Source organism: Pseudomonas sp. TH34 (assembly GCF_016650865.1).
Classification (GTDB): Bacteria; Pseudomonadota; Gammaproteobacteria; order Pseudomonadales; family Pseudomonadaceae; genus Aquipseudomonas; species Aquipseudomonas yamanorum.
On sequence record NZ_JAEKFB010000020.1, the window covers coordinates 304,788 to 328,102 of the forward strand.

General features: G+C 58.2%; 16 protein-coding genes. 10 read left to right on the plus strand and 6 right to left on the minus strand.

Annotated elements, in window-relative coordinates; genetic code table 11:
• Positions 1–52: 52 nt before the first annotated feature.
• From JFU58_RS14860 to JFU58_RS14885, 6 genes are all read right to left on the minus strand, one after another.
• Positions 53–5,245 (minus strand): RHS repeat-associated core domain-containing protein, encoded by a 5,193-nt coding sequence (locus JFU58_RS14860; RefSeq protein ID WP_201141030.1) that lies wholly within the window; start codon positions 5,243–5,245, stop codon positions 53–55.
• A 281-nt stretch (positions 5,246–5,526) separates the two neighbouring features.
• Positions 5,527–8,373 carry a valine--tRNA ligase gene (locus JFU58_RS14865; protein WP_063033057.1) on the minus strand — a complete coding sequence of 949 codons (2,847 nt, stop codon included), beginning with the start codon at positions 8,371–8,373 and terminating at the stop codon, positions 5,527–5,529.
• Between the two features lie 182 nt (positions 8,374–8,555).
• Positions 8,556–9,854 carry a hypothetical protein gene (locus tag JFU58_RS14870; protein WP_201141031.1) on the minus strand — a complete coding sequence of 433 codons (1,299 nt, stop codon included), beginning with the start codon at positions 9,852–9,854 and terminating at the stop codon, positions 8,556–8,558.
• 127 nt (positions 9,855–9,981) lie between these two features.
• Positions 9,982–10,392: a DNA polymerase III subunit chi gene (locus JFU58_RS14875; RefSeq protein WP_201141242.1), complete on the minus strand. Its 411-nt coding sequence runs from the start codon at positions 10,390–10,392 to the stop codon at positions 9,982–9,984.
• A 7-nt stretch (positions 10,393–10,399) separates the two neighbouring features.
• Complete coding sequence (locus JFU58_RS14880; RefSeq protein WP_063033054.1) at positions 10,400–10,828, minus strand: DNA polymerase III subunit chi; 429 nt, start codon at positions 10,826–10,828, stop codon at positions 10,400–10,402.
• A gap of 193 nt (positions 10,829–11,021) precedes the next feature.
• Positions 11,022–12,512: a leucyl aminopeptidase gene (locus tag JFU58_RS14885; protein WP_063033053.1), complete on the minus strand. Its 1,491-nt coding sequence runs from the start codon at positions 12,510–12,512 to the stop codon at positions 11,022–11,024.
• Between the two features lie 282 nt (positions 12,513–12,794).
• Here JFU58_RS14885 and lptF point away from each other — a divergent pair, with 282 nt between their 5' ends.
• From lptF to tadA, 10 genes are all read left to right on the plus strand, one after another.
• A complete protein-coding gene (gene lptF, locus JFU58_RS14890) occupies positions 12,795–13,913 on the plus strand; it encodes an LPS export ABC transporter permease LptF (RefSeq protein ID WP_063033052.1) in 1,119 nt (372 codons plus the stop codon).
• Positions 13,906–14,985 (plus strand): LPS export ABC transporter permease LptG, encoded by a 1,080-nt coding sequence (gene lptG / locus JFU58_RS14895; RefSeq protein WP_063033051.1) that lies wholly within the window; start codon positions 13,906–13,908, stop codon positions 14,983–14,985. Before lptF ends, lptG begins: the two co-directional genes overlap by 8 nt.
• A gap of 152 nt (positions 14,986–15,137) precedes the next feature.
• Entirely contained in the window at positions 15,138–16,937 is a 1,800-nt protein-coding gene (lepA, locus tag JFU58_RS14900) for a translation elongation factor 4 (protein WP_003210439.1), read from the plus strand.
• Positions 16,938–16,942: 5 nt separating this feature from the next.
• Entirely contained in the window at positions 16,943–17,797 is an 855-nt protein-coding gene (gene lepB, locus JFU58_RS14905; RefSeq protein WP_017476070.1) for a signal peptidase I, read from the plus strand.
• Between the two features lie 147 nt (positions 17,798–17,944).
• A complete protein-coding gene (rnc, locus tag JFU58_RS14910) occupies positions 17,945–18,634 on the plus strand; it encodes a ribonuclease III (RefSeq protein ID WP_003210434.1) in 690 nt (229 codons plus the stop codon).
• The gene (era, locus tag JFU58_RS14915; protein WP_003210432.1) at positions 18,627–19,529 is read left to right on the plus strand and encodes a GTPase Era; all 903 of its coding nucleotides are present in this window, start codon (positions 18,627–18,629) and stop codon (positions 19,527–19,529) included. The genes rnc and era overlap by 8 nt, the downstream gene beginning before the upstream one ends.
• 164 nt (positions 19,530–19,693) lie before the next feature.
• Positions 19,694–20,383 (plus strand): DNA repair protein RecO, encoded by a 690-nt coding sequence (gene recO, locus JFU58_RS14920; RefSeq protein WP_093201548.1) that lies wholly within the window; start codon positions 19,694–19,696, stop codon positions 20,381–20,383.
• A gap of 52 nt (positions 20,384–20,435) precedes the next feature.
• On the plus strand, positions 20,436–21,179 hold the full coding sequence (pdxJ, locus tag JFU58_RS14925) for a pyridoxine 5'-phosphate synthase (protein WP_063033049.1): 744 nt from the start codon (positions 20,436–20,438) through the stop codon (positions 21,177–21,179).
• A 226-nt stretch (positions 21,180–21,405) separates the two neighbouring features.
• The gene (locus tag JFU58_RS14930) at positions 21,406–22,785 is read left to right on the plus strand and encodes a multicopper oxidase family protein (RefSeq protein WP_093201543.1); all 1,380 of its coding nucleotides are present in this window, start codon (positions 21,406–21,408) and stop codon (positions 22,783–22,785) included.
• Positions 22,785–23,282, plus strand: a complete 498-nt coding sequence (gene tadA / locus JFU58_RS14935) for a tRNA adenosine(34) deaminase TadA (protein ID WP_093201539.1) — start codon at positions 22,785–22,787, stop codon at positions 23,280–23,282. Before JFU58_RS14930 ends, tadA begins: the two co-directional genes overlap by 1 nt.
• Positions 23,283–23,315 lie beyond the last annotated feature (33 nt).

The window sequence follows — 23,315 nt, forward strand, 5'->3', positions numbered from 1 at the left end:
AAAATTCAAAGGCCGGAATGCTCAAAAAAAGCATCCCGGTCGTGTGCTTGGGTCAGTACCAACCGAAGGCTCGTCTGAAGCTTTGAATCAAGGGCGGGGTGTTATATGGCATCGTTCCGCGGCAGAAGTTTCCGACAATACGGTCGTAGGTAAAACCTTGAGTAGCAAGTTCATCAAGAAGATCTCCTAATAATACTGTACTGGTTGGTCGTACGATGTCGGCATTCAGTAGCTTGGCCATTGTTTCTAATTGAGTTTTATAATTGGATGTCAGTGCGCCTATAGACATATGTTCGGTAATTGTAAATTCGTCAAGTATATAGTTCGGAATATCTGTCGCGCCAGGTGCGTACCGATAGGGGGTGGTTCCCGTTATTCTCGTCTGCCAACTGGATTTAACATCGGCAGCTTTGACGCCGACTGCGGAGCGGAATTGGAACTCGGTATTGGGCATAGGGGGGAGTTTATACTGGCTTTCCATCGCAAAGCCATGGGCGTCAATGAACAAGATGTTAGCGTTCTGGCCGCCGCTGTAAATTTCATAAGTGGAGCTTACGGGAGTTCCCAGAACAGAAGCATTGACAGTGCCGCTCTGGGACACGCCAGGAGGTAAGTTCCCTCTACGAGGGAGGACTTGCTGTACGGTTCTTTCCCAGATAGGGGTCGCCGGCCTTGAGCTAATATATGGCGTAACTCGTGCCGCTGCTTGCGCAGCCGTCCGAGCCGCTGCTACAGCGCCTGTGACAGCAGTTACTCCGCTTGCAATTCCCGTCCCGAATGAAACCCAGCCAAAAATACCAGACAACGCTGGGTCGCTTTCCTGGATGGCTACTGCTGCTATGCCGAACCCGGCGGAAGTGATTGCAAGCCCAGTTGCGACTATTGCCCAACCAATCGATGCGCCTCCTGTAAAGGGCGCCGCAACAACACCTATTATTCCTATGACTGCGGCTGTGACTATGCCTACCCCGATGCGATCCCACATGCCCCCAGGATGAGTGATAACAACCTCCTGATTGAAGATTTCTGATCTCCCGCTTGGGTCGCTATAGTTTACCGGGTCGTTGTGGCAGTAGCTGCGTGTGTTGGCTCCTCCTTGGCCAAAGGGGCTCAAGGTATCCGGGGACTGGAAGTTCTGAGTTTCGGGGTTATAAACCCTTGTCCCGTTGCCCAGATGGTAATTGCCGTTGACACGGTCGATGGGTTGACCGTTGAAACCGATCCAACTGTGGTGCTGCCAGTCATGAGGCCTGTACCCGAATGGCGTATAGGAAAATAATGACGAGCTATTATCGAGTGTGTTTAGGCTGGCAATGACTGTACCTTTGATATCTCTGATTTCGAAGGAATAGCTGACGGTCGCAGCTCCTGCGGAAACGCCAAGCGTATTTTGCTGCAACAAGCAGGCGCTGCTCTTGTTCAGCAGAACAGACAGCCTGTTATGCAACTGCCCCTGAATGTTTATGACGCCTTTGCGGGCATATTGAAAGTCGCCCTGATAGTAGAAAAAGTCGTAATAGTCAGGGCCTGCGCATCCGACGATCTGGCCAATATTATTATAGGAATAATCATAAGAACCTTTCGCCAAGTTCAAGTTGCCCAGGCGCCCACCGGCAGCGTATTTAAGCGTGCCGCTGGCGCCACCGCTCAGATAGCCCTCGCGGTCGTAGGTGAACGTAAATATCTGAGAAGTAGAATCGGGTTTCCAGCGGGTGACACTGATTAACTGATTCGGGTCTGTTGTTGAATACTGGTAAACATCCGGGAACATACGGCCGTTTGCCGTGTTGTCGCATTGTTTCAGGTTGCCGGCCAAGTCATAGGTAAATGACTGCCGATCCAGCACCAGACCTTCGGGCGTTACCGGTTTGCGCGGTCCTTGACATGTATAGGACGCCAGTCGACCTTGGGCGTCATAACCAAAGGTTTCTTCGCGCAAAAGTGTGCCGTCTTCATACAGTGCCATGCTGGCGATCTGATTAGTTCCTCCATAGCTTTGAGTGAGCCTGAGTGTCTTGAAACCGGAGGACTCGAACGTGCGCTCAATCTCTCGATCAGTGTCATCGTACGTATAACGCGTGAGTACCGCTCGACCAACCGCTATGGCAGTAACCGTTTCAGTCGACAGTCGGCCGTTCTCGTCATAAAGGAGGTTAGTTGTTGCATTAGCGCTGCTTGCCCTGATCACGCGTCCTTGAGTGTCGTAGCTCTGTGTTGTGGTATTGCCAAATGCGTCTGTCTCACTCAGGAGTATTCCGCGCAGTGAGCGGGTATATGTCACGGAACTGGTGGCTGAGTTACTGTTACGTTCGATACCACCGGTGATGGTTTCGGTGGCGAGGTTGCGTGTTACGTCATAGTCCGCATTTAGAGTAACCGGAATGGGTTGAGTAGACTCGCTGGCTCGTACAACGCTGGCTTTCGACCATTCGGAAGCGTCTTGGTAAGTAAAGCTCGTCGTCCGCCCACCAATGGTCGATTGGACCACGCGACCCATGCTATCTACTGTTCGTGTGCCCAATGTGATGCTCTGGCCGGCTGACTCGAGACGAGCAGCGCTCGCCGTAGCCGAGAGGGTATGGGGTGGATATTCGTTGACGGTGGTCTCACCTGCGGCGGTAATGCGCGTCAGTCTGCCAAAAGCGTCATAGGTGTACAGGCGATCAGGGGCGTTGGATGAGGACTCCTGTGACAAGCGCCCCAGTGCATCGTAAGTACTGCTGTAAGAGTGCGTCAGTTGGCCATTGGCATGCAGATGGGTTTCAAATCGTTGCACTCCACCGCCATCATCACGCCGTGTCGTAGTGCTCGCAACATGACGTGTTCCGTAATTTATCCACTGGGACTGTTGCAGTGTCACTGGATCATAGTCGAACCCCTGGGTCACGCCGCCAACCCATTCTATTTTGGAGATAGCGCCCCAGTCGTCGTAGCTCAAATTGCGCGTGCGACTTAGAAAAATCGAGCCGTCCGGACGGTAGTCATGTTCGGTGATCGTACTTTCACGGTTCCTGATGTCGTAGGTCATCGTGGCCATTGTCAGCCATCTACGTTCATCCGAGTGCAGTCTTTCACTTTGAATCTTCCGCCCGAGTTGATCAAGAGTCTCGCGGGTTTGTTCTCCGAGTGTGCTGGTTCGGGTAACGGTGTTATGTGCCGATGAATTTGAATCGCTGTAAGTAAATCCTGTCGTGATTTTTGATGTGTCGTCCGCATAGCTTGTCTGCTCGGTCACGCGTCCTAGAGCGTCATACTTGTAATCAGTGGTGTTGCCTAGGGTATCGCTGGAGGACAGAAGTCGGTCGAAAAGAGTCAGGCGCGTCTCTTCAGTGGTGATTTCTGGCGAATTCCCCGGGGTCACTCGAGTTGCGGTGGTCAGTTCATTACCGGTGAGTGTGTAATCGAAACGGGTGCTGATCGTGGAGTTGGCAACCGTCTTGCCAGACGAGTCCAGAATACGTTGGGTGGTGGCGCTTACTCGTCCGTGATGTATTGAATTTACGTCCTCGTTATAACGGGTCTCTTCTACCGTCATGCTGCCATTTTGCCAAGCGTTGAGCCTGCCTGCTGGGTCTCCTACAGGATTGAAAATGGTCAATTTAATAGTGGGTTTGACGGTGGGTCCTCTGACCTCAGAGCCCCTTACCGGTACGTCACCGTAACCGTAGAACGTCCACTGCAAATCGAGCCGTTGGCCATTGCGTGTGGTATAGACCTTTTCGGATTCGATGAAGACCTTGAAGTAGTTGGAGTCGCCTGGGCAGCTCACATTCACGGGCAGATTCGCGGTCTGGGTTGTAGTTGTCGTGGGGGTGCGATGTGCAATGGTGGTACGTATTTCCTGAGTTCCCCAAGTAAGCCCTGAATTGCCGAAAAGCAGGCCGCCCCATCCGATAGGATTAACATAGTCGCCGATCCAGTCTCCGGCACTCGCATTCGGGTCTGTATATGTTTCCTTTCGGACTAATATCTCTAACCTGGGCGCACCCTGATAATAGGTCCATTCAGTAGTGACATCATTTTCTGTTCGGCTGAGTGGGTTCCCAAGAGTATCCATCGTTATCGTGCTGGATTCTGTGCGGGACTGCCCTGCTTTGTCTGTGAAGGTAGTACGAGTGGTAGACGTAAATGAAGTGTCGGTATTTGAAATGTCGGACTCTACCGTTTTGGTGTTGCTGCCGGAGGTCTGGACCTCTTTGAATTGGCGTTGGTTATTATCAAAGTAGAATTCTGTTTTCTCAGAAGTGGCACTGTCGATGACAGTGGTTTTGCCGTCAGTGAACGTATAAGTTTTATCGGTATAAGGCTGTGAGTTGAAGGTTTTAGTATGTTGGGATATTTTTTGTTTGTCGGCAGAGTAGCTCAGGGTGTCGTTCAGGCCAGAGTCGCGTGATATTTGGTTAATCCTGGATATCTGGATTGATCCAGGTATTGGGTTTACCGGTTCGTAGCTGTACCGAGCCACGTCGACTGTCCCGTTTTTGGCTGATTTTACCAAGCCTGCCGTAGTGATCTGAAAGTCATATGAATAACTTTGCGCTGTATCAGGATATACGGTGAAGGTCACGGTTCCATCAACCACAGGCCGGCGTGTGTAATTCGCATCGGTGGAGGACCTGTTGTGGTCTGGGTAGGCAATCTTTAATAATACCTGCGAATCATCCGAGACGGAGGTGAGGCGTGGAATGTCCCAATCAACGAGGCCGGAGGGACCTAATTGCTTATAGTCTTCCCAATTGAGCGTGAGCGCGTGACCTGTAGGAGTAATCACTTTTTTAAGGATGTAATAGATCGCATCTTCTCGGTTGTTGAGCGGATCCGGCACAATCAATGTGCTTATGTGTCTCTCAAGAACTTCTACGGTTCCGTCCTTCCAAATGACTTTCATGGTATTGGAGCCGCCATCGGGAAAGTTGACGGTAAAGTTGGGTGTGCCTTTAAATTCGTTTTCAGAAAAGGACCATGCTTCTCCTCTGGATAAATACATTATTGATGTGGTCCGGCTTAGGCTGGTTGGACTCCATAGTAGGTAGTGACTTAGGCGCATGCTCCAATTTACAAAAGTCAGGTCTTGTAGTTCCGGTGAATAGAACAGGTTGATGTCAAGAGTCGGGCCTAGCCCGTTGTTGCCTTTCAGCTGGGCGATGGGGATGTAAGTATGGAACTTTCCCGACTGTTGAGCTACACCATGAATCATGGGGCTTAAGGTATCAAAGAGTTGATACGCTTCGGTCTGGGTGGTCATGACATTCGCCTCGCTTGAGTGAAAATGAAAGCTAGCCATATTTCTTCGTTTGAAATTTAATGTGGCTGTTTTCATACTACGAGGACAAGCGGGAGCCCTCTACTGTCATAGTTGACAGTTTTTTATAACTGATCGAAGTAATTGCTATGTTATTTAGTTTGTCTATCGTTTGTAGGGCACATGTTGGAAACGCTCAGCGTCCGGCACAAACCAAAAATGCCAAGACCAGATCAAATGATTGATCTGTCTTGGCATTCGGTTTTTCCGTAGATTCAGCTACCTCACAGGCTGGAGATACGCGCGTGCTGCTCCGCCAGCTTGCCCAAAGCCTGTTCAGCTTCAGCCAGTTTGGCGCGTTCCTTGTCGATAACTTCAGCCGGGGCCTTGTCGACGAAGGCGGCGTTGGACAGCTTGCCGCCCACCCGCTGCACTTCGCCTTGCAGGCGCAGGATTTCCTTGTCCAGGCGCGCCAGTTCGGCACCTTTGTCGATCAGGCCGGCCATCGGCACCAGCACTTCCATCTCGCCAACCAGTGCGGTGGCGGACAGCGGTGCTTCGGCGCCAGCGGCCAATACGGTGATCGACTCCAGCTTCGCCAGCTTCTTGAGCAGCGCGTCGTTCTCGGTGAGGCGACGCTGATCTTCGGCGCTGGCGTTTTTCACGAACACGGCCAGTGGCTTGCCCGGACCGATGTTCATCTCGGCGCGGATGTTGCGCGTACCCATCATCAGGGTCTTGAGCCACTCGATATCGCTTTCGGCCGCCTCATCAATGCGGGCTTCGTTGGCCACCGGCCAAGGTTGCAGCATGATGGTCTTGCCGTCTTTGCCCGCCAGCGGCGCGATGCGCTGCCAGATTTCTTCGGTGATGAAAGGCATAAACGGATGCGCCAGGCGCAACGCCACTTCCAGTACGCGCACCAGGGTGTGACGGGTGCCGCGCTGACGTTCGATCGGCGAGTTCTCGTCCCACAGCACGGGCTTGGACAGTTCCAGGTACCAGTCGCAATACTGGTTCCAGATGAACTCGTACAAGGCCTGTGCCGCCAGGTCGAAGCGGAACTGGTCGAGTTGACGGGTCACTTCGGCTTCGGTGCGCTGCAACTGGGAGATGATCCAGCGATCCGCCAGGGATAGCTCGATGGCCTCGCCGTTCTGGCCGCAGTCTTCGCCTTTATCCAACACGTAGCGCGCGGCATTCCAGATCTTGTTGCAGAAGTTGCGATAGCCCTCGACGCGGCCCATGTCGAACTTGATGTCGCGACCGGTGGACGCCAGCGAGCAGAAGGTAAAGCGCAGGGCGTCGGTGCCGTAGCTGGCGATGCCATCGGCGAACTCGTCGCGGGTCTGCTTCTCGATCTTCTTCGCCAGTTTCGGCTGCATCAGGCCCGAGGTGCGTTTCTGCACCAGGGTTTCCAGGTCGATGCCGTCGATGATGTCCAGCGGGTCCAGGACGTTGCCCTTGGACTTGGACATCTTCTGGCCCTGGCCATCACGCACCAGGCCGTGGACGTACACGGTCTTGAACGGTACCTGCGGCGTGCCGTCTTCGTTTTTCACCAAGTGCATTGTGAGCATGATCATCCGGGCAACCCAGAAGAAAATGATGTCGAAACCGGTGACCAGTACGTCGGTGGAGTGGAATTTCTTCAGGAATTCGGTCTGTTGCGGCCAGCCCAAGGTGGAGAACGTCCACAGGCCCGAGCTGAACCAGGTGTCCAGTACGTCGTTGTCCTGTTGCAGCGCCACGTCCGGGCCGAGGTTGTGCTTGGCACGAACTTCGGCTTCGTCGCGGCCAACGTAGACCTTGCCCGACTCGTCGTACCAGGCCGGAATCCGGTGGCCCCACCACAGCTGACGGCTGATGCACCAATCCTGGATGTCACGCATCCACGAGAAGTACATGTTTTCGTACTGCTTGGGCACGAACGCGATGCGGCCGTCTTCCACGGCGGCAATTGCCGGCTCAGCCAAAGGTTTGGTAGACACGTACCACTGGTCGGTCAGCCAAGGCTCGATGACGGTGCCGGAACGGTCGCCTTTCGGCACTTTCAGGGCGTGGTCGTCGACGCTTACCAGCAGGCCCGCGGCGTCGAAGGCCGCAACGATCTGCTTGCGCGCTTCAAAACGGTCGAGGCCCGCGTATTCAGCCGGGATCTTGCCGTCGATGCTTTCGTTCAGCGTGCCGTCGAGGTTGAACACCTGGCAGGCCGGCAGCACAGCGGCGTTCTTGTCGAAGATGTTCAGCAGCGGCAGGTTGTGGCGCTTGCCGACTTCGTAGTCGTTGAAATCGTGGGCCGGGGTGATTTTTACGCAGCCGGTGCCGAATTCAGGGTCGCAGTAATCGTCCGCGATGATCGGGATGCGACGGCCAACCAGCGGCAGCTCAACGAACTTGCCGATCAGCGCCTGGTAGCGCTCATCGGTAGGGTTAACCGCGACGGCGGCGTCGCCAAGCATGGTTTCCGGACGGGTGGTGGCGACGATCAGGTAATCATTGCCTTCGGCGGTCTTGGCGCCGTCAGCCAACGGGTACTTGAGGTTCCACAGGAAACCTTTCTCGTCGTGGTTTTCCACTTCAAGGTCGGAAATTGCCGTGTGCAGCTTGGTGTCCCAGTTGACCAGGCGCTTGCCGCGATAGATCAGGCCGTCTTCATGCAGGCGCACGAAGGCTTCTTTCACAGCTTCCGACAGGCCGTCGTCCATGGTGAAGCGCTCGCGGCTCCAGTCGACGGACGAGCCCAGGCGACGGATCTGACGGCTGATGTTGCCGCCGGACTGATCCTTCCATTCCCAGATTTTCTCCAGGAATTTCTCGCGACCCAGGTCGTGACGGTTCTGGCCAGTGGCTTCCAGTTGGCGTTCCACCAGCATCTGGGTGGCGATACCGGCGTGGTCGGTACCTGGCTGCCACAGGGTGTTGCGACCCTGCATGCGGCGGAAACGAATCAGGGCATCCATGATCGCATTGTTGAAGCCATGGCCCATGTGCAGGCTGCCAGTGACGTTCGGTGGCGGAATCATGATGGTGTAGGCATCGCCCGCGCCTTGCGGGGCGAAATAATTCTCGGACTCCCAGGTGTTGTACCAGGAAGTTTCAATGGCGTGCGGCTGGTAGGTCTTATCCATGCGCGGCGGGACCCTATTGGCATTTGCTGAAGAAAAGCCGGTGAGTATAGCGGGGATGTGCCTATGGGCGTAGAGCCAGGTGATGATGAGGGGGGAAGTCATCTCTGTTCTGTAGCACGTCACGCCATCCTGCTCATGGGATAGTACGAGCGTGATGGCGTGATGGCGTGACGGCGGGCGGCTCAGAAGTTATAGGTCACGGTTGCCCATGGCGACGCCCAGCTGGCGCCGTCGCTGGCGAGTTGAGCCACTATCACCACAGCGGTACCGTCAGGCTCAAGCCTCAGCTCCTGCGTCGGCGGGAGACGCCAATTGCCATTGGCGTCTGCTTTTACGTTGCCATACGCCGGGTTGTAGTCTTTGCCGTACGCATAGATAACCGTATTGGGGGCGGCCCTGCCTGAGAGCTGCGGCTGTCGAGTCGTCAGGTGTTCGTTGTTGGCAGGACTGTCGACTATGGGAGCGCTGCCGTAGGGCAGGGCTGAGCTGGTTGGTGCGGAAAGGTTATAGGTCACCGTCGTCCAAGGTGACGCCCAGCCAGCGCCGTCGCTGGCGAGTTGAGCCACTATCACCACAGCGGTACCGTCAGGCTCAAGCCTCAACTCCTGCGTCGGCGGGAGACGCCAATTGCCATTGGCGTCTGCTTTTACGTTTCCATACGCCGGGTTGTAGTCTTTGCCATACGCATAGATATCCGTACTGGGAGCGGCCCTGCCTGAGAGCTGCGGCTGTCGAGTCGTCAGGCGTTCGTTGTTGGCGGGACTGTCGACAATGGGAGCGCTGCCGTAGGGCAGGGCTGAGCTGGTTGGTGCGGAAAGGTTATAGGTCACCGTCGTCCAAGGTGACGCCCAGCCAGCGCCGTCGCTGGCGAGTTGAGCCACTATCACCACAGCGGTACCGTCAGGTTCAAGTCTCAGGTCCTGCGTCGGCGGGAGACGCCAATTGCCATTGGCGTCTGCTTTTACGTTGCCATACGCCGGGTTGTAGTCTTTGCCGTACGCATAGATATCCGTATTGGGGGCGGCCCTGCCCGAGAGCTGCGGCTGTCGAGTCGTCAGGTGTTCGTTGTTGGCGGGACTGTCGACAATGGGAGCACTGCCGTAGGGCAGGGTGCCACCGGTGACTGGAGGCACCGAAGGAGTAATCGGAGGCACTGAAGGGGTGATCGTATCTGTAGGAGGTACTATGGGGGGGCTTGGCGTTGGAGGCTGAACATTCGCCTCGATACAAACATTGGTGTTCGCCGCGTATTCGCCAGTTGACGTTGTATAAGCAGTGAAGGCGTATATGCCGGCCGGCAGCTCTACCGCTGACCGAACCAGCCAACTGCCATTTGTGTCGGCTATGGTTTTCGCCAGGCCGATCCCGGTGTTGCTCTGACACACAGTAATTTCGGTACCTGGTGCCCCCTTCCCCAGAAAAATCGGTCTGTTTTGTGGAAAGATTTTTGTGATCGGCGAGAAAACTGTTGGTGCGCTCATGCCGTTTCTCCTGAAGAGTTAAGAGGCTGTTGCCACTTTCTCTCGCAGAAACGGGTTGAATCTACTGTTAGAAATAACAGTTTCGATGAGCGGTCTTGAATTCAAAACCGCTCTGATCTTTTACCGGTCAGGATTGGTACTGGCTCAACAACCGCTCCATGCGCGCATCCAGTCGGCGCTTGATCTCGGTTTCGATATGCGGGGCAAAATCGTCGATCACGTCTTGCATGATCAGTTGCGCAGCAGCGCGCAGTTCGTTGTCCAAGTGCAGCAGCAGGGCGTCGGGCGCTTTCTCCGCGGCAGGCACGGCAACCGCCGGCGCGGGTGCGGGTGCGGCTTGCTCCACGGGCGTTTCGACAGGGTCCGGCGCAACAGGCTTGCCACCGATCATATCGAACAGCAAGGGAATTTGTACGTCACCGTTGACCGCATCGGTCAGCAGCGGCGGTTGCAGGTCATCATCACCGAGCAGCTTGCGGATCGACTCAAGGTCGTCCAGCAGGTGGTCAGGGTCTTTTAGCGGGTTTGGAGTGTCCATCATGTGCTCAAAGTCGTTGTAGCCGGTGATCTTGCAGAGAATAGCCCTGTTCACGGTAGAAACGGAAACTCTCCCGTGCGGCCTGACGAATAGCCGGGTCTTCCACCACCACTTCCGCCACACGGGCGAAACTCTTGGCGAAGGCCGGTACTTTCAGGTCGAGGTTGACCAGCAGGTCTGTGTGATCGCCACAGTTATCGCCCAAACCCAGTACTACCAGGCCTTCCGGCTCTGATTCGGCGGGACCGTGGGGCACGAAGCTTTCGCCCTTGAAGCGCCACAGGCGGGCGTCGAGGTCATCACGCTGGGCGGCATCGCTGCAGTGCAGGTAGATGCGGTGGCCCATGCGCCAGGCTTTTTCGGTGAGCTTGCAGGCAAAGTCCAGGCGCGCGGAAGGATCGGCGCTGGGCAATATATAGAAGTCGACTTGGGTCATTGGGGGTCCTGATAGCCGCGCCGCATGTGTAAATACTGTCTGATCGACCACCACGAAAACCCCGTAGCAGCTGTCGAGCCTGAGCGAGGCTGCGTTGCGGTGTGTCAGATACTCCGCTGACGCAGCCTCGCCGGGGCTCGGCAGCTGCTACGGTCGGGGCGGCGTTGGAATCGCCGCCCCGGGGTCGTCAGTTTCAGGCTTTGGCGCGGTCCAGCAGGTACTGGGTCAGCAATGGAACCGGACGGCCAGTGGCGCCCTTGTCCTTGCCGCCGCTGGTCCAGGCAGTGCCGGCGATGTCCAGGTGCGCCCAGTTGAAGTTCTTGGCGAAACGCGACAGGAAGCACGCAGCGGTGATGGTGCCGGCTTTCGGGCCGCCAATGTTGGCGATGTCGGCGAACGGGCTGTCCAGCTGTTCCTGATATTCATCGAACAGCGGCAGTTGCCAGGCGCGGTCGTCTGCAGCCTGGCCGGCGCTGAGCAGTTGGCCGATCAGTTCGTCGTTGTTGCCCAGCAGGCCCGATGTGTGGGCGCCCAGGGCAACCACGCAGGCACCGGTCAGGGTGGCGATGTCGATCACGGCTTGCGGCTTGAAGCGCTCGGCGTAGGTCAGGGCGTCGCACAGCACCAAGCGGCCTTCGGCGTCGGTGTTGAGGATTTCCACGGTCTGGCCGCTGAGGGTGGTGACGATGTCGCCCGGACGGGTCGCGCCGCCGCTCGGCATGTTCTCGGCGCAGGCCAGGATGCACACCAGGTTGATCGGCAGCTTGAGTTCCAGCACGGCACGCAGGGTGCCGAACACGCTGGCGGCGCCGCCCATGTCGTACTTCATCTCGTCCATGCCCAGGCCCGGCTTGAGGCTGATGCCGCCGGTGTCGAAGGTGATGCCTTTGCCGACCAGGGCAAATGGCTTCTCGGACTTCTTGCCGCCGTTGTATTGCATCACGATCAGGCGTGGCGGCTGGTCGCTGCCCTGGCCTACGGCATAGAACGAGCCCATGCCCAGTTCCTTGATCTTCTTCTCGTCCAGGACTTCGACTTTCAGGCCCTTGAATTCCTTGCCCAGCGCCTTGGCTTGCTCGCCCAGGTAAGTCGGGTGGCAGATATTCGGTGGCAGGTTGCCCAAATCACGGGTGAAAGCCATGCCGCCGGCGATGGCCTGGGCGTGGGTCACGGCGCGTTCGACTTCAGCCTGGGCGGCCTTGATGGTCAGCAAGGTGACTTTCTTCAGGGCGCGGGGTTCGGCCTTGGTGCTCTTGAACTGATCGAAGACGTAGCCGCCATCCAGCAGGCTTTCGGCCAGCAGACGGGTCTTGCCGTAGCTGTCGCGGCCCTTGACCACGATCTCGTCCAGCGCCAGGGCTGCGTCGGTGCCGCCCAGGCCCTTGAGGGTGTTGAGGATGCCGGCGATGATCTTGCGGAACGGACGGTCGCCCAGTTCGGCTTCTTTACCGACGCCCACCAGCAATACGCGGTCGGCTTTAAGATTAGGCAGGCTTTGCAGCAGCAGGCTTTGGCCGACCTTGCCGGCCAGGTCACCGCGCTTGAGGACTGCGCTGATGGCGCCGCCGCTCAGTTCGTCCAGTTGCTTGGCGGCAACGCCGAGCTTGCGGCCTTCGCCGACAGCGACCACGAGGGTGGCGGTTTTCAACGTTTCGGGGCTAACGCTTTTTACAACCAGTTCCATTTTCGGGTCCCTTATAAAGGTCAGTGAGCCAGGAGTCTGTACTCCGGCTTGTAAGCTTGGCAGCCTGTAGGCCGCCCGCGACAAAGGCCGCAGTTTGAACCTCGCCGCCCGAGCCTGACAACCCTTGTGGGCAGCTTTGTGCACGCGTATGAGCAAGCTCCGTGACAGGTGCGGTCAATCACAGGATAATGCGCCATCTTTTTAGCCGGCCTGCAGCAATGGGTCGACTCGATATGCTTGCTTGTTTGGCCGCCTTAGCCTGACAACCCTGGAGTGTCTGGTTTGATCGTCTTCCGTTATCTGTCCCGCGAAGTCCTGTTGACCCTGAGTGCCGTGAGTGCGGTATTGCTGGTCATCATCATGAGTGGTCGCTTCGTCAAATACCTCGCCCAGGCCGCCTCGGGCGCCCTGGATCCGGGCTCGCTGTTCCTGATCATGGGCTTTCGCCTGCCGGGCTTCCTGCAGCTGATCCTGCCGTTGGGCCTGTTTCTCGGGATTCTGCTGGCCTACGGCCGCTTGTACCTTGAAAGCGAAATGACCGTGTTGTCGGCCACCGGCATGAGCCAGCAACGTTTGCTGGCCATGACCATGGTTCCGGCCACCGGTATCGCGCTGGTCGTGGCCTGGTTGAGCTTGAGCCTGGCGCCCCAGGGTGCCCTGCAGTTCCAACTGGTGCTCAACAAACAGGACGCCATGACCGAATTCGACACCCTGGAGCCTGGCCGCTTTCAAGCGCTCAACGATGGCACCCGGGTGACCTATACCGAGCAAATGACGGATGACCGTGCCAACCTGGGCGGTGTGTTCATCTCTCAGAAAAACCTCGGCCAGAACCAGAAAGACCGTGGTATTTCGATTCTGGTGGCCGACAAGGGACGTCAGGAAGTGCGCCCGGACGGCAGCCGCTACCTGATCCTGGAGGACGGCTATCGTTATGACGGCAGCCCCGGCCAGGCCGATTACCGCGCAATCAAGTACGACACCTATGGTGTGATGCTGGCCCGGCCGGATGTCAGCGACGAGGTCACCGACCGTGACGCGATCCCGACGCCAGACCTGGTCGGCAGCAAGGAATTGCGTTCGATCGCCGAGCTGCAATGGCGGATTTCCCTGCCGCTGCTGGTCTTTATCGTGACCTTGATGGCCGTGCCGCTGTCCCGGGTCAACCCGCGCCAGGGCCGCTTCCTCAAGCTGTTGCCGGCAATCCTGCTTTATATGGCTTACCTGACCATCCTGATTTCCGCCCGTGGCTCCCTGGAGAAGGGCAAGCTGTCGCCGACCCTGGGGTTGTGGTGGGTCCACGGGATCTTCCTGGCGATTGGCCTGGGCCTGCTTTATTGGGAACCGTTGCGCCTGAAGATGAAGAGTCGTCGCAGCATGAAGGAGATGGCTCGTGGTTAAGCTCGACCGCTACATTGGTAGCAGCGTCCTGGTCGCAATCCTTGCGGTATTGGGCATTATTCTGGGGCTTGCCTCGTTGTTCGCTTTCATTGATGAAGTCGGCAACGTCAGCGATACCTACACCGTAACCGACGTCCTGAGCTACGTGGCATTGACGGCACCCCGTCGTCTCTACGACATGATGCCGATGGCCGCGCTGATTGGCTGCCTGATCGGCTTGGGCAGCCTGGCCAGCAACAGCGAGCTGACCATCATGCGCGCGGCGGGTGTTTCCATCGGCCGCATCGTGTGGGCGGTCATGAAGCCGATGCTGTTGCTGATGGCGGTCAGCGTGCTGATCGGTGAATACGTGGCGCCCCCTGCCGAATCCACCGCCCAGGCCAACCGCGCCCTGGCCCAGGGTTCGGGGGATGCCCAAAGCTCCAAGCATGGCCTGTGGCACCGCCAGGGTGAGGAATTTATCCACATCAACGCCGTGCAACCAGACGGCTTGCTGGTCGGTGTCACTCGCTACCGCTTCGATAAAGAGCGTCACCTGTTGTCGTCCAGTTTCGCCAAACGCGCACAGTACAGCGATGAAAAGTGGCAATTGAGCGATGTGACCACCACCTATTTCCGTGAAATCGGCAAGGGCGCGGCGTCGAGTACTGAAGTCATCAATGTGCCGACGGAGCAGTGGGACATTGCCCTCAAGCCCGAATTGCTGAACACCGTGGTGATGATCCCGGAAAGCCTGCCAATCTCTGGCCTGTGGAGCTACATCCATTACCTCAAGGACCAGGGCTTGAACAACGGTCGTTACTGGCTGGCGTTTTGGGTCAAGGTGTTGCAGCCGGTGGTGACCGCTGCGCTGGTGCTGATGGCGATTTCGTTCATCTTTGGCCCGTTGCGTTCCGTAACCCTTGGCCAGCGCGTGTTTACTGGCGTGCTGGTGGGCTTCACCTTCCGTATCGCCCAGGACCTGCTCGGGCCGTCCAGCCTGGTATTCGGATTCTCGCCGCTGTTTGCGGTGCTGGTGCCGACGGCTATTTGCGCCTTGGCCGGCTTCTGGCTGTTGCGTCGGGCCGGTTGAGCCCGCGCTTATGAACAAAAAATGCCCCGTTCGAACGACCGGGGCATTTTTGTTCTTGGTCACCATGGATGACGTCAGGTCTGCGCATCAGGTACAATTCCCGGCTATTTTTCAGCGGGCAGTCTGCCTGCAGCCTTTTTGAGTGTTGATCCGTGAGTGATTTGAGTCATATCCGCAATTTCTCCATCATCGCCCACATTGACCATGGCAAGTCGACGCTGGCCGATCGATTTATCCAGATGTGCGGCGGCCTTGCCGAGCGTGAAATGGAAGCCCAGGTGCTGGACTCCATGGACCTCGAGCGCGAGCGCGGGATCACCATCAAGGCCCACAGCGTTACTCTGTATTACACCGCCAAAGACGGTATCAAGTACCAGCTCAACTTCATTGACACCCCGGGCCACGTCGACTTCACCTATGAAGTCAGCCGTTCCCTGGCGGCCTGTGAAGGCGCGTTGCTGGTAGTGGACGCGGGCCAGGGCGTTGAAGCCCAGTCCGTAGCCAACTGCTATACCGCCATCGAGCAAGGCCTGGAAGTGATGCCGGTGCTGAACAAGATCGACCTGCCACAGGCCGATCCGGACCGCGTCAAGGAAGAGATCGAGAAGATCATCGGCATTGACGCCACCGACGCCGTCGAGTGCAGCGCCAAGACCGGCCTGGGCGTCGACGAAGTGCTCGAGCGCCTGGTCAAGACCATTCCAGCGCCTACCGGCAACTACGAAGATCCGCTGCAAGCGTTGATCATCGACTCCTGGTTCGACAACTACCTGGGCGTTGTCTCCCTGGTGCGCGTGCGTCACGGCCGTGTGAAGAAGGGCGACAAGATCCTGGTCAAATCCACCGGCAAGATCCACCTGGTGGACAGCGTTGGTGTATTCAACCCGAAGCACACCGCGACCACTGATCTGAAAGCCGGTGAAGTGGGCTTCATCATCGCCGGTATCAAGGACATCCACGGTGCACCGGTAGGTGACACCCTGACCTTGAGCTCCACCCCAGACGTCGACGTGCTGCCGGGCTTCAAACGCATCCAGCCGCAGGTCTACGCCGGCCTGTTCCCGGTCAGTTCCGACGACTTCGAGGATTTCCGCGAAGCCCTGCAGAAGCTGACCCTCAACGACTCGTCGTTGCAGTACACCCCGGAAAGCTCCGACGCCCTCGGCTTCGGCTTCCGCTGCGGGTTCCTGGGCATGCTGCACATGGAAATCATCCAGGAGCGCCTCGAGCGCGAATACGACCTGGACCTGATCACCACCGCGCCGACGGTTATTTTTGAACTGGCGCTGAAAACCGGTGAAACGATTTACGTCGACAACCCGTCCAAGCTTCCGGATCTGTCTTCCATCGAAGACATGCGCGAACCGATCGTGCGGGCCAATATTCTTGTGCCGCAAGAACACCTGGGCAACGTCATTACCCTGTGTATCGAAAAGCGTGGCGTACAGCACGACATGCTGTTCCTCGGTACCCAGGTGCAAGTGACCTACGATTTGCCGATGAACGAAGTGGTCCTGGACTTCTTCGACCGTCTCAAATCCACCAGCCGCGGCTATGCTTCGCTGGATTACCATTTTGATCGTTACCAATCAGCTAATCTGGTGAAGCTGGATGTGCTGATCAACGGTGACAAGGTCGATGCCCTGGCGCTGATCGTGCACAAGGACAACGCGCACTACAAAGGTCGCCAGTTGACCGAAAAGATGAAAGAACTGATTCCGCGCCAGATGTTCGACGTCGCGATCCAGGCCGCCATTGGCGGGCAGATCATTGCACGGACCTCCGTCAAGGCACTCAGAAAGAACGTACTGGCCAAATGCTATGGCGGCGACGTCAGCCGTAAGCGCAAGCTGCTCGAGAAGCAAAAGGCCGGTAAAAAACGCATGAAGCAAGTGGGCAACGTGGAAATTCCACAAGAAGCCTTCCTTGCAGTGCTCAGGTTGGATAGTTAGGTCCTATGTCACTAAATTTCCCGCTGTTGCTGGTCATTGCCGTTGCCGTTTGCGGTCTCCTGGCGTTGCTCGATCTGATTTTCTTCGCCCCGCGTCGCCGGGCTGCCATCGCGGCCTATCAGGGCAGCGTCAGCCAGCCCGATGTGGCGGTGGTCGAGAAACTGAACAAAGAGCCAATGCTGGTTGAATACGGCAAGTCGTTCTTCCCGGTGTTGTTCATCGTGCTGGTGCTGCGTTCGTTTCTGGTGGAACCGTTTCAGATCCCTTCGGGATCGATGAAACCTACCCTGGACGTGGGCGACTTCATCCTGGTGAACAAGTTTTCCTACGGGATCCGCTTGCCGGTGATCGACAAGAAAGTCATCGAGATCGGTGACCCGCAGCGCGGCGATGTGATGGTGTTTCGCTACCCAAGCGACCCGAACGTCAACTACATCAAGCGTGTAGTGGGCCTGCCGGGTGACGTGATTCGCTACACCAGCGACAAGCGCCTGTTCGTCAATGGCGAGTCGGTGGCGGAAAAACTGATCGGTTCCGAGCCAAACACCTTGGGCAGCGCCGAGCTGTACCAGGAAAAACTCGGAGCGGTAGAGCACGAAATCCGCAAGGAAATGAGCCGCTACCGTTCGCCGCCTGACAACCAATGGACAGTGCCTGCCGGGCATTACTTCATGATGGGCGACAACCGCGACAACTCCAATGACAGCCGCTACTGGGATGACCCCAATATTCCCAAGGACCTGCTGGGCATGGTTCCCGACCAGAATATCGTCGGCAAGGCCTTCGCGGTCTGGATGAGTTGGCCGGAACCCAAGCTCAGCCACCTGCCGAACTTCTCGCGGGTCGGGCTGATCAAGTAATCCATGCGGCGCTGTGAACACAGCGCCGAATGCTTTTCTGGGGCTTGGACAAAGTCTGGCCCCATGCAGCAACCACCAGGATTTGAATTTGAACACAGCGTTAATCGTCGCAGGCCACCGGTGCCTCGAACTGAATGTGGGTAAACCGTGAGCGTTTCTCTAAGCCGTCTCGAGCGTCAGCTCGGTTACACCTTCAAGGATCAGGAATTGATGATCCTTGCCCTCACACACCGCAGTTTTGCCGGGCGTAACAACGAGCGCCTGGAATTCCTCGGTGATGCCATCCTCAATTTCGTCGCCGGCGAAGCCCTGTTCAATCGCTTCCCGCTGGCCCGCGAAGGCCAGTTGTCGCGCTTGCGTGCGCGCCTGGTGAAAGGCGAGACCCTGGCCGTACTGGCCCGTGGTTTCGACCTGGGCGATTACCTGCGCCTGGGTTCCGGCGAGCTGAAGAGCGGCGGTTTCCGTCGTGAGTCGATCCTGGCCGACGCCCTGGAAGCACTGATCGGCGCCATCTACCTCGATGCAGGCATGGAGGCAGCCAAAGAGCGCGTCGTCGCCTGGCTGTCGACCGAGATTGAAAGCCTGACGCTGGTAGACACCAACAAAGATCCGAAGACCCGCCTGCAGGAATTCCTGCAGTCCCGTGGTTGCGACCTGCCGCGTTACGAAGTGGTGGATATCCAGGGTGAGCCGCACTGCCGAGTTTTCTTCGTCGAATGCGAAATCACCTTACTGAATGAAAAAAGCCGAGGTCAGGGTGTGAGCCGTCGTATTGCCGAACAGGTAGCGGCCGCTGCAGCACTGATTGCCCTGGGCGTGGAGAATGGCCATGACTGATTCAACCGCAACTCGCTGTGGCTATGTTGCCATCGTCGGCCGTCCGAACGTGGGCAAGTCCACGTTGCTGAACCACATCCTGGGACAGAAGCTGGCGATCACCTCGCGCAAGCCTCAGACCACCCGCCACAACATGTTGGGCATCAAGACCGAAGGCGCCGTACAGGCGGTCTACGTCGACACCCCGGGCATGCACAAAGGCGGCGAAAAGGCCCTTAACCGCTACATGAACAAAACCGCTTCGGCTGCGTTGAAAGACGTCGACGTGGTGATCTTCGTGGTCGACCGCACCAAGTGGACCGACGAAGACCAGATGGTTCTGGAGCGCGTGCAGTACGTCACCGGCCCGTTGATCGTCGCGTTGAACAAGACCGACCGCATCGAAGACAAGGCCGAGCTGATGCCGCACCTGAGCTGGCTGCAGGAACAACTGCCGAACGCCCAGATCATGCCGATCTCGGCCCAGCACGGGCACAACCTCGAAGCCCTGGAGCGCGTGATCGCAGGGTACCTGCCGGAGAACGAGCACTTCTTCCCGGAAGACCAGATCACCGATCGCAGCAGCCGTTTCCTCGCCGCCGAACTGGTACGCGAGAAAATCATGCGCCAGATGGGCGCCGAGCTGCCATACCAGATCACCGTCGAAATCGAAGAGTTCAAGCAGCAGGGCAAGACCCTGCATATCCACGCGTTGATCCTCGTTGAACGTGACGGCCAGAAGAAAATCATCATTGGCGACAAGGGCGAGCGCATCAAGCGCATCGGCACCGAGGCGCGCAAGGACATGGAATTACTGTTTGATTCCAAGATCATGCTCAACCTGTGGGTGAAGGTTAAGGGTGGTTGGTCTGATGATGAGCGCGCGTTGCGTTCGTTGGGTTACGGCGACCTGTAACAGGTCTCCGGAACACCGCAGGACAAATGTGGGAGCGGGCTTGCTCGCGAATGCAGTGGATCAGTCACCAGATGTGTTGACTGACACTCCGCATTCGCGAGCAAGCCCGCTCCCACATTGGATAGTCGTTGTTTTCCAGACCGTGTTCCCGCAGCGAGAACCCAATGTCCCAAACCCCACCCACCGGCCAACCCGCCTACGTCTTGCACAGCCGCGCCTACCGCGAGACCAGCGCCTTGGTGGACTTCCTCACACCTCAAGGCCGCCTGCGCGCGGTCTTGCGCAGCGCCCGCGGCAAGGCCGGCACCCTCGCGCGGCCCTTCGTGGCCCTGGAAGTGGAGTTTCGTGGACGTGGCGAACTGAAGAACGTCGGTCGCATGGAAGCCGCCGGCGCTTCCAATTGGCTCAACGGTGAGGCGCTTTTCAGCGGCCTCTACCTCAACGAATTGCTGATCCGCCTGCTCCCCGCCGAAGACCCACACCCCGGCGTCTTCGATCACTACGCCGCCACCTTGCTCGCCCTCGCCGAAGGCCGTCCCCTGGAACCGCTGCTACGCGCATTCGAATGGCGCCTGCTGGATGACTTGGGCTACGGCTTCGAACTGAGCAACGACCTGCACGGCGACCCCATCGCCGCCGACGGTATGTACCGCCTGCAAGTGGACGCAGGCCTGGAGCGGGTCTACCTGCTGCAACCCGGCCTGTTTCAAGGCACCGAATTGCTTGCGATGAGCGAAGCCGACTGGACCGCCCCCGGCGCCTTGTCTGCCGCCAAGCGCCTGATGCGCCAGGCCCTGGCCGTGCATTTGGGCGGTCGGCCATTGGTCAGCCGCGAGTTGTTTCGAAAGCCCTGACATCCCCGTGTATGCTGTGCAGCGATTCCTTCCCTCTTCAGGAGCGCTTTTCGTGACCACCAGCAATCGCATTCTTCTCGGCGTGAACATCGACCACGTAGCCACCCTGCGCCAGGCCCGGGGCACCCGTTACCCGGACCCGGTCAAGGCCGCGCTGGACGCCGAAGAAGCGGGCGCCGACGGCATCACCGTGCACCTGCGCGAAGACCGCCGCCACATCCAGGAGCGCGACGTGCTGCTGCTCAAGGACGTGCTGCAAACCCGCATGAACTTCGAAATGGGCGTCACCGAAGAAATGATGGCGTTCGCCGAGCGCATCCGCCCGGCGCATATCTGCCTGGTGCCGGAAACCCGCCAGGAACTGACCACCGAAGGCGGCCTCGATGTGGCCGGCCAGGAAGCCCGGATCAAGGCTGCGGTGGAGCGCCTGTCGAAGATCGGCAGCGAAGTCTCGCTGTTCATCGATGCCGACGAGCGCCAGATCGAAGCCTCGCGCCGCGTCGGCGCCCCGGCCATCGAACTGCACACCGGCCGTTACGCCGACGCCACCACGCCGACTGAAGTTGCCGACGAATTGCAACGCATCATCGACGGTGTCAACTGCGGCCTGGGCGAGGGCTTGATCGTCAACGCCGGCCACGGCCTGCATTACCACAACGTCGAAGCTGTGGCTGCGATCAAGGGCATCAACGAGCTGAACATCGGCCATGCACTGGTGGCGCACGCGCTGTTCGTCGGTTTCAAAGGCGCCGTCGCCGAGATGAAAGCCTTGATTCTGGCTGCCGCCAAGGCCTGAAGTAACGAAGATCCAATGTGTGACTTGTGTGGGAGCCGGGCTTGCCCGCGATGGCATCACCTCGGTATTTCAGTTGCACCGAGGTGATGCTATCTCAGGCAAGCCAGCTCCCACACTAAGCCCGCTCCCACATGTGGCAATGCGAACCCTTACTGTTTAGGTGATGCCGGTGTATGGTATCTGCCCTTTGCGGGTCTCGGACCCGCGGCAGATACGTGAGGTTGTTGTGTCCCAATCGTTTTCCCGTCGACAAATCCTGGGTGGTCTTGCCGGTCTCGCGGTAGTGGGCGTCGGTGCCGGTGGCGCTTATCGCTATTGGCTGGGCAAGGTCGCCGAGGCTGAGGCGGGGCACGATTACGAACTGATCGCCGCGCCGTTGGACGTGGAATTGGTGCCGGGGCACAAGACCCAAGCCTGGGCTTTCGGCCCTTCGGCGCCGGGTACCGAGTTGCGGGTGCGCCAGGGTGAATGGCTGCGGGTGCGCTTTATCAACCACCTGCCGGTCGCCACCACCATCCACTGGCATGGCATTCGCCTGCCGCTGGAAATGGACGGCGTGCCTTACGTCTCGCAACTGCCGGTACTGCCGGGCGAATACTTCGACTACAAATTCCGCGTGCCCGATGCCGGCAGCTATTGGTATCACCCCCACGTGAACAGCAGCGAAGAACTGGGCCGTGGCCTGGTGGGCCCGCTGATCATCGAAGAGCGCGAACCCACCGGTTTCAAGCACGAACGCACCCTGAGCCTGAAAAGCTGGCACGTGGACGAAGAGGGCGCCTTCGTGGCCTTCAGCGTCCCGCGTGAAGCGGCCCGTGGCGGTACCGCCGGACGTCTGTCGACCATCAACGGTGTGTCCCAGGCCGTGATCGATTTGCCCGCCGGGCAAATCACCCGCGTGCGCCTGCTCAACCTCGATAACACCCTGACGTATCGCATCAACATCCCCGACGTTGAAGCGCAGATCTATGCGCTGGACGGCAACCCCGTCGAGCCACGCCCGTTGGGCAAGGAATACTGGCTGGGCCCCGGCATGCGTATCTGCCTGGCGATCAAGGCACCTCCCGCCGGTGAAGAACTGTCGATCCGCAACGGGCCGGTACGCCTGGGCACCTTTCGCTCGGTGGCCAGCACCGACACGGCGACCGAATGGCCGCCTGCGTTGCCCGCCAACCCGATTGCCGAGCCAGACCTGGCCAATGCCGAGAAACTCAACTTCAATTTCGAATGGGTTGGATCGGTTTCGGTGAACGTAGACAATAAGCCGCCGAGCCTGTGGCAGATCAACGGTCAGGCCTGGGACATCACCGACAAGACCTGCGCCGACCGCCCGATTGCCAAACTGGAAAAGGGCAAGAGCTACATTTTCGAATTGAAGAATATGACCCAGTACCAACACCCGATCCACCTGCACGGCATGAGTTTCAAGGTCATCGCCTCGAACCGCCACAAGGTGATTCCGTACTTCACCGACACCTACCTGCTGGGCAAGAACGAACGTGCCCGCGTAGCGTTGGTGGCGGATAACCCGGGTGTCTGGATGTTCCACTGCCATGTGATCGACCACATGGAAACCGGCCTGATGGCCGCCATCGAGGTGGCGTGATGCGCCAGTTTCGCCCCACGGCGATTATCGACCGTAGCCGCGACCAGGACTTCATGCGTGAAGCGCTGACCCTGGCGACCCAGGGCGCCGCGCTGGGGGAAGTGCCGGTGGGCGCGGTGCTGGTACAGGACGGAGAAATCATCGGGCGTGGCTTCAACTGCCCTATCAGCGGCAATGACCCCAGTGCGCATGCCGAGATGGTCGCGATCCGGGCCGCCGCCCAGGCTGTCAGTAATTACCGGCTGCCGGGCAGTACGCTCTACGTCACGCTGGAGCCGTGCAGCATGTGCGCCGGGCTGATCGTCCACTCGCGGATTGCCCGGGTGGTGTACGGCGCGCTCGAACCAAAAGCCGGGATCGTGCAAAGCCAAGGCCAGTTTTTTACCCAGGGATTTCTCAATCATCGGGTGCTGTATGAAGGCGGGGTGTTGGCTGAAGAGTGCGGGACGGTGTTGAGCGAGTTCTTCAAGGCACGTCGCGCCAAACCAGCACTCTAAAGAACAGCGAGGGCTAATGTGGGAGCGGGCTTG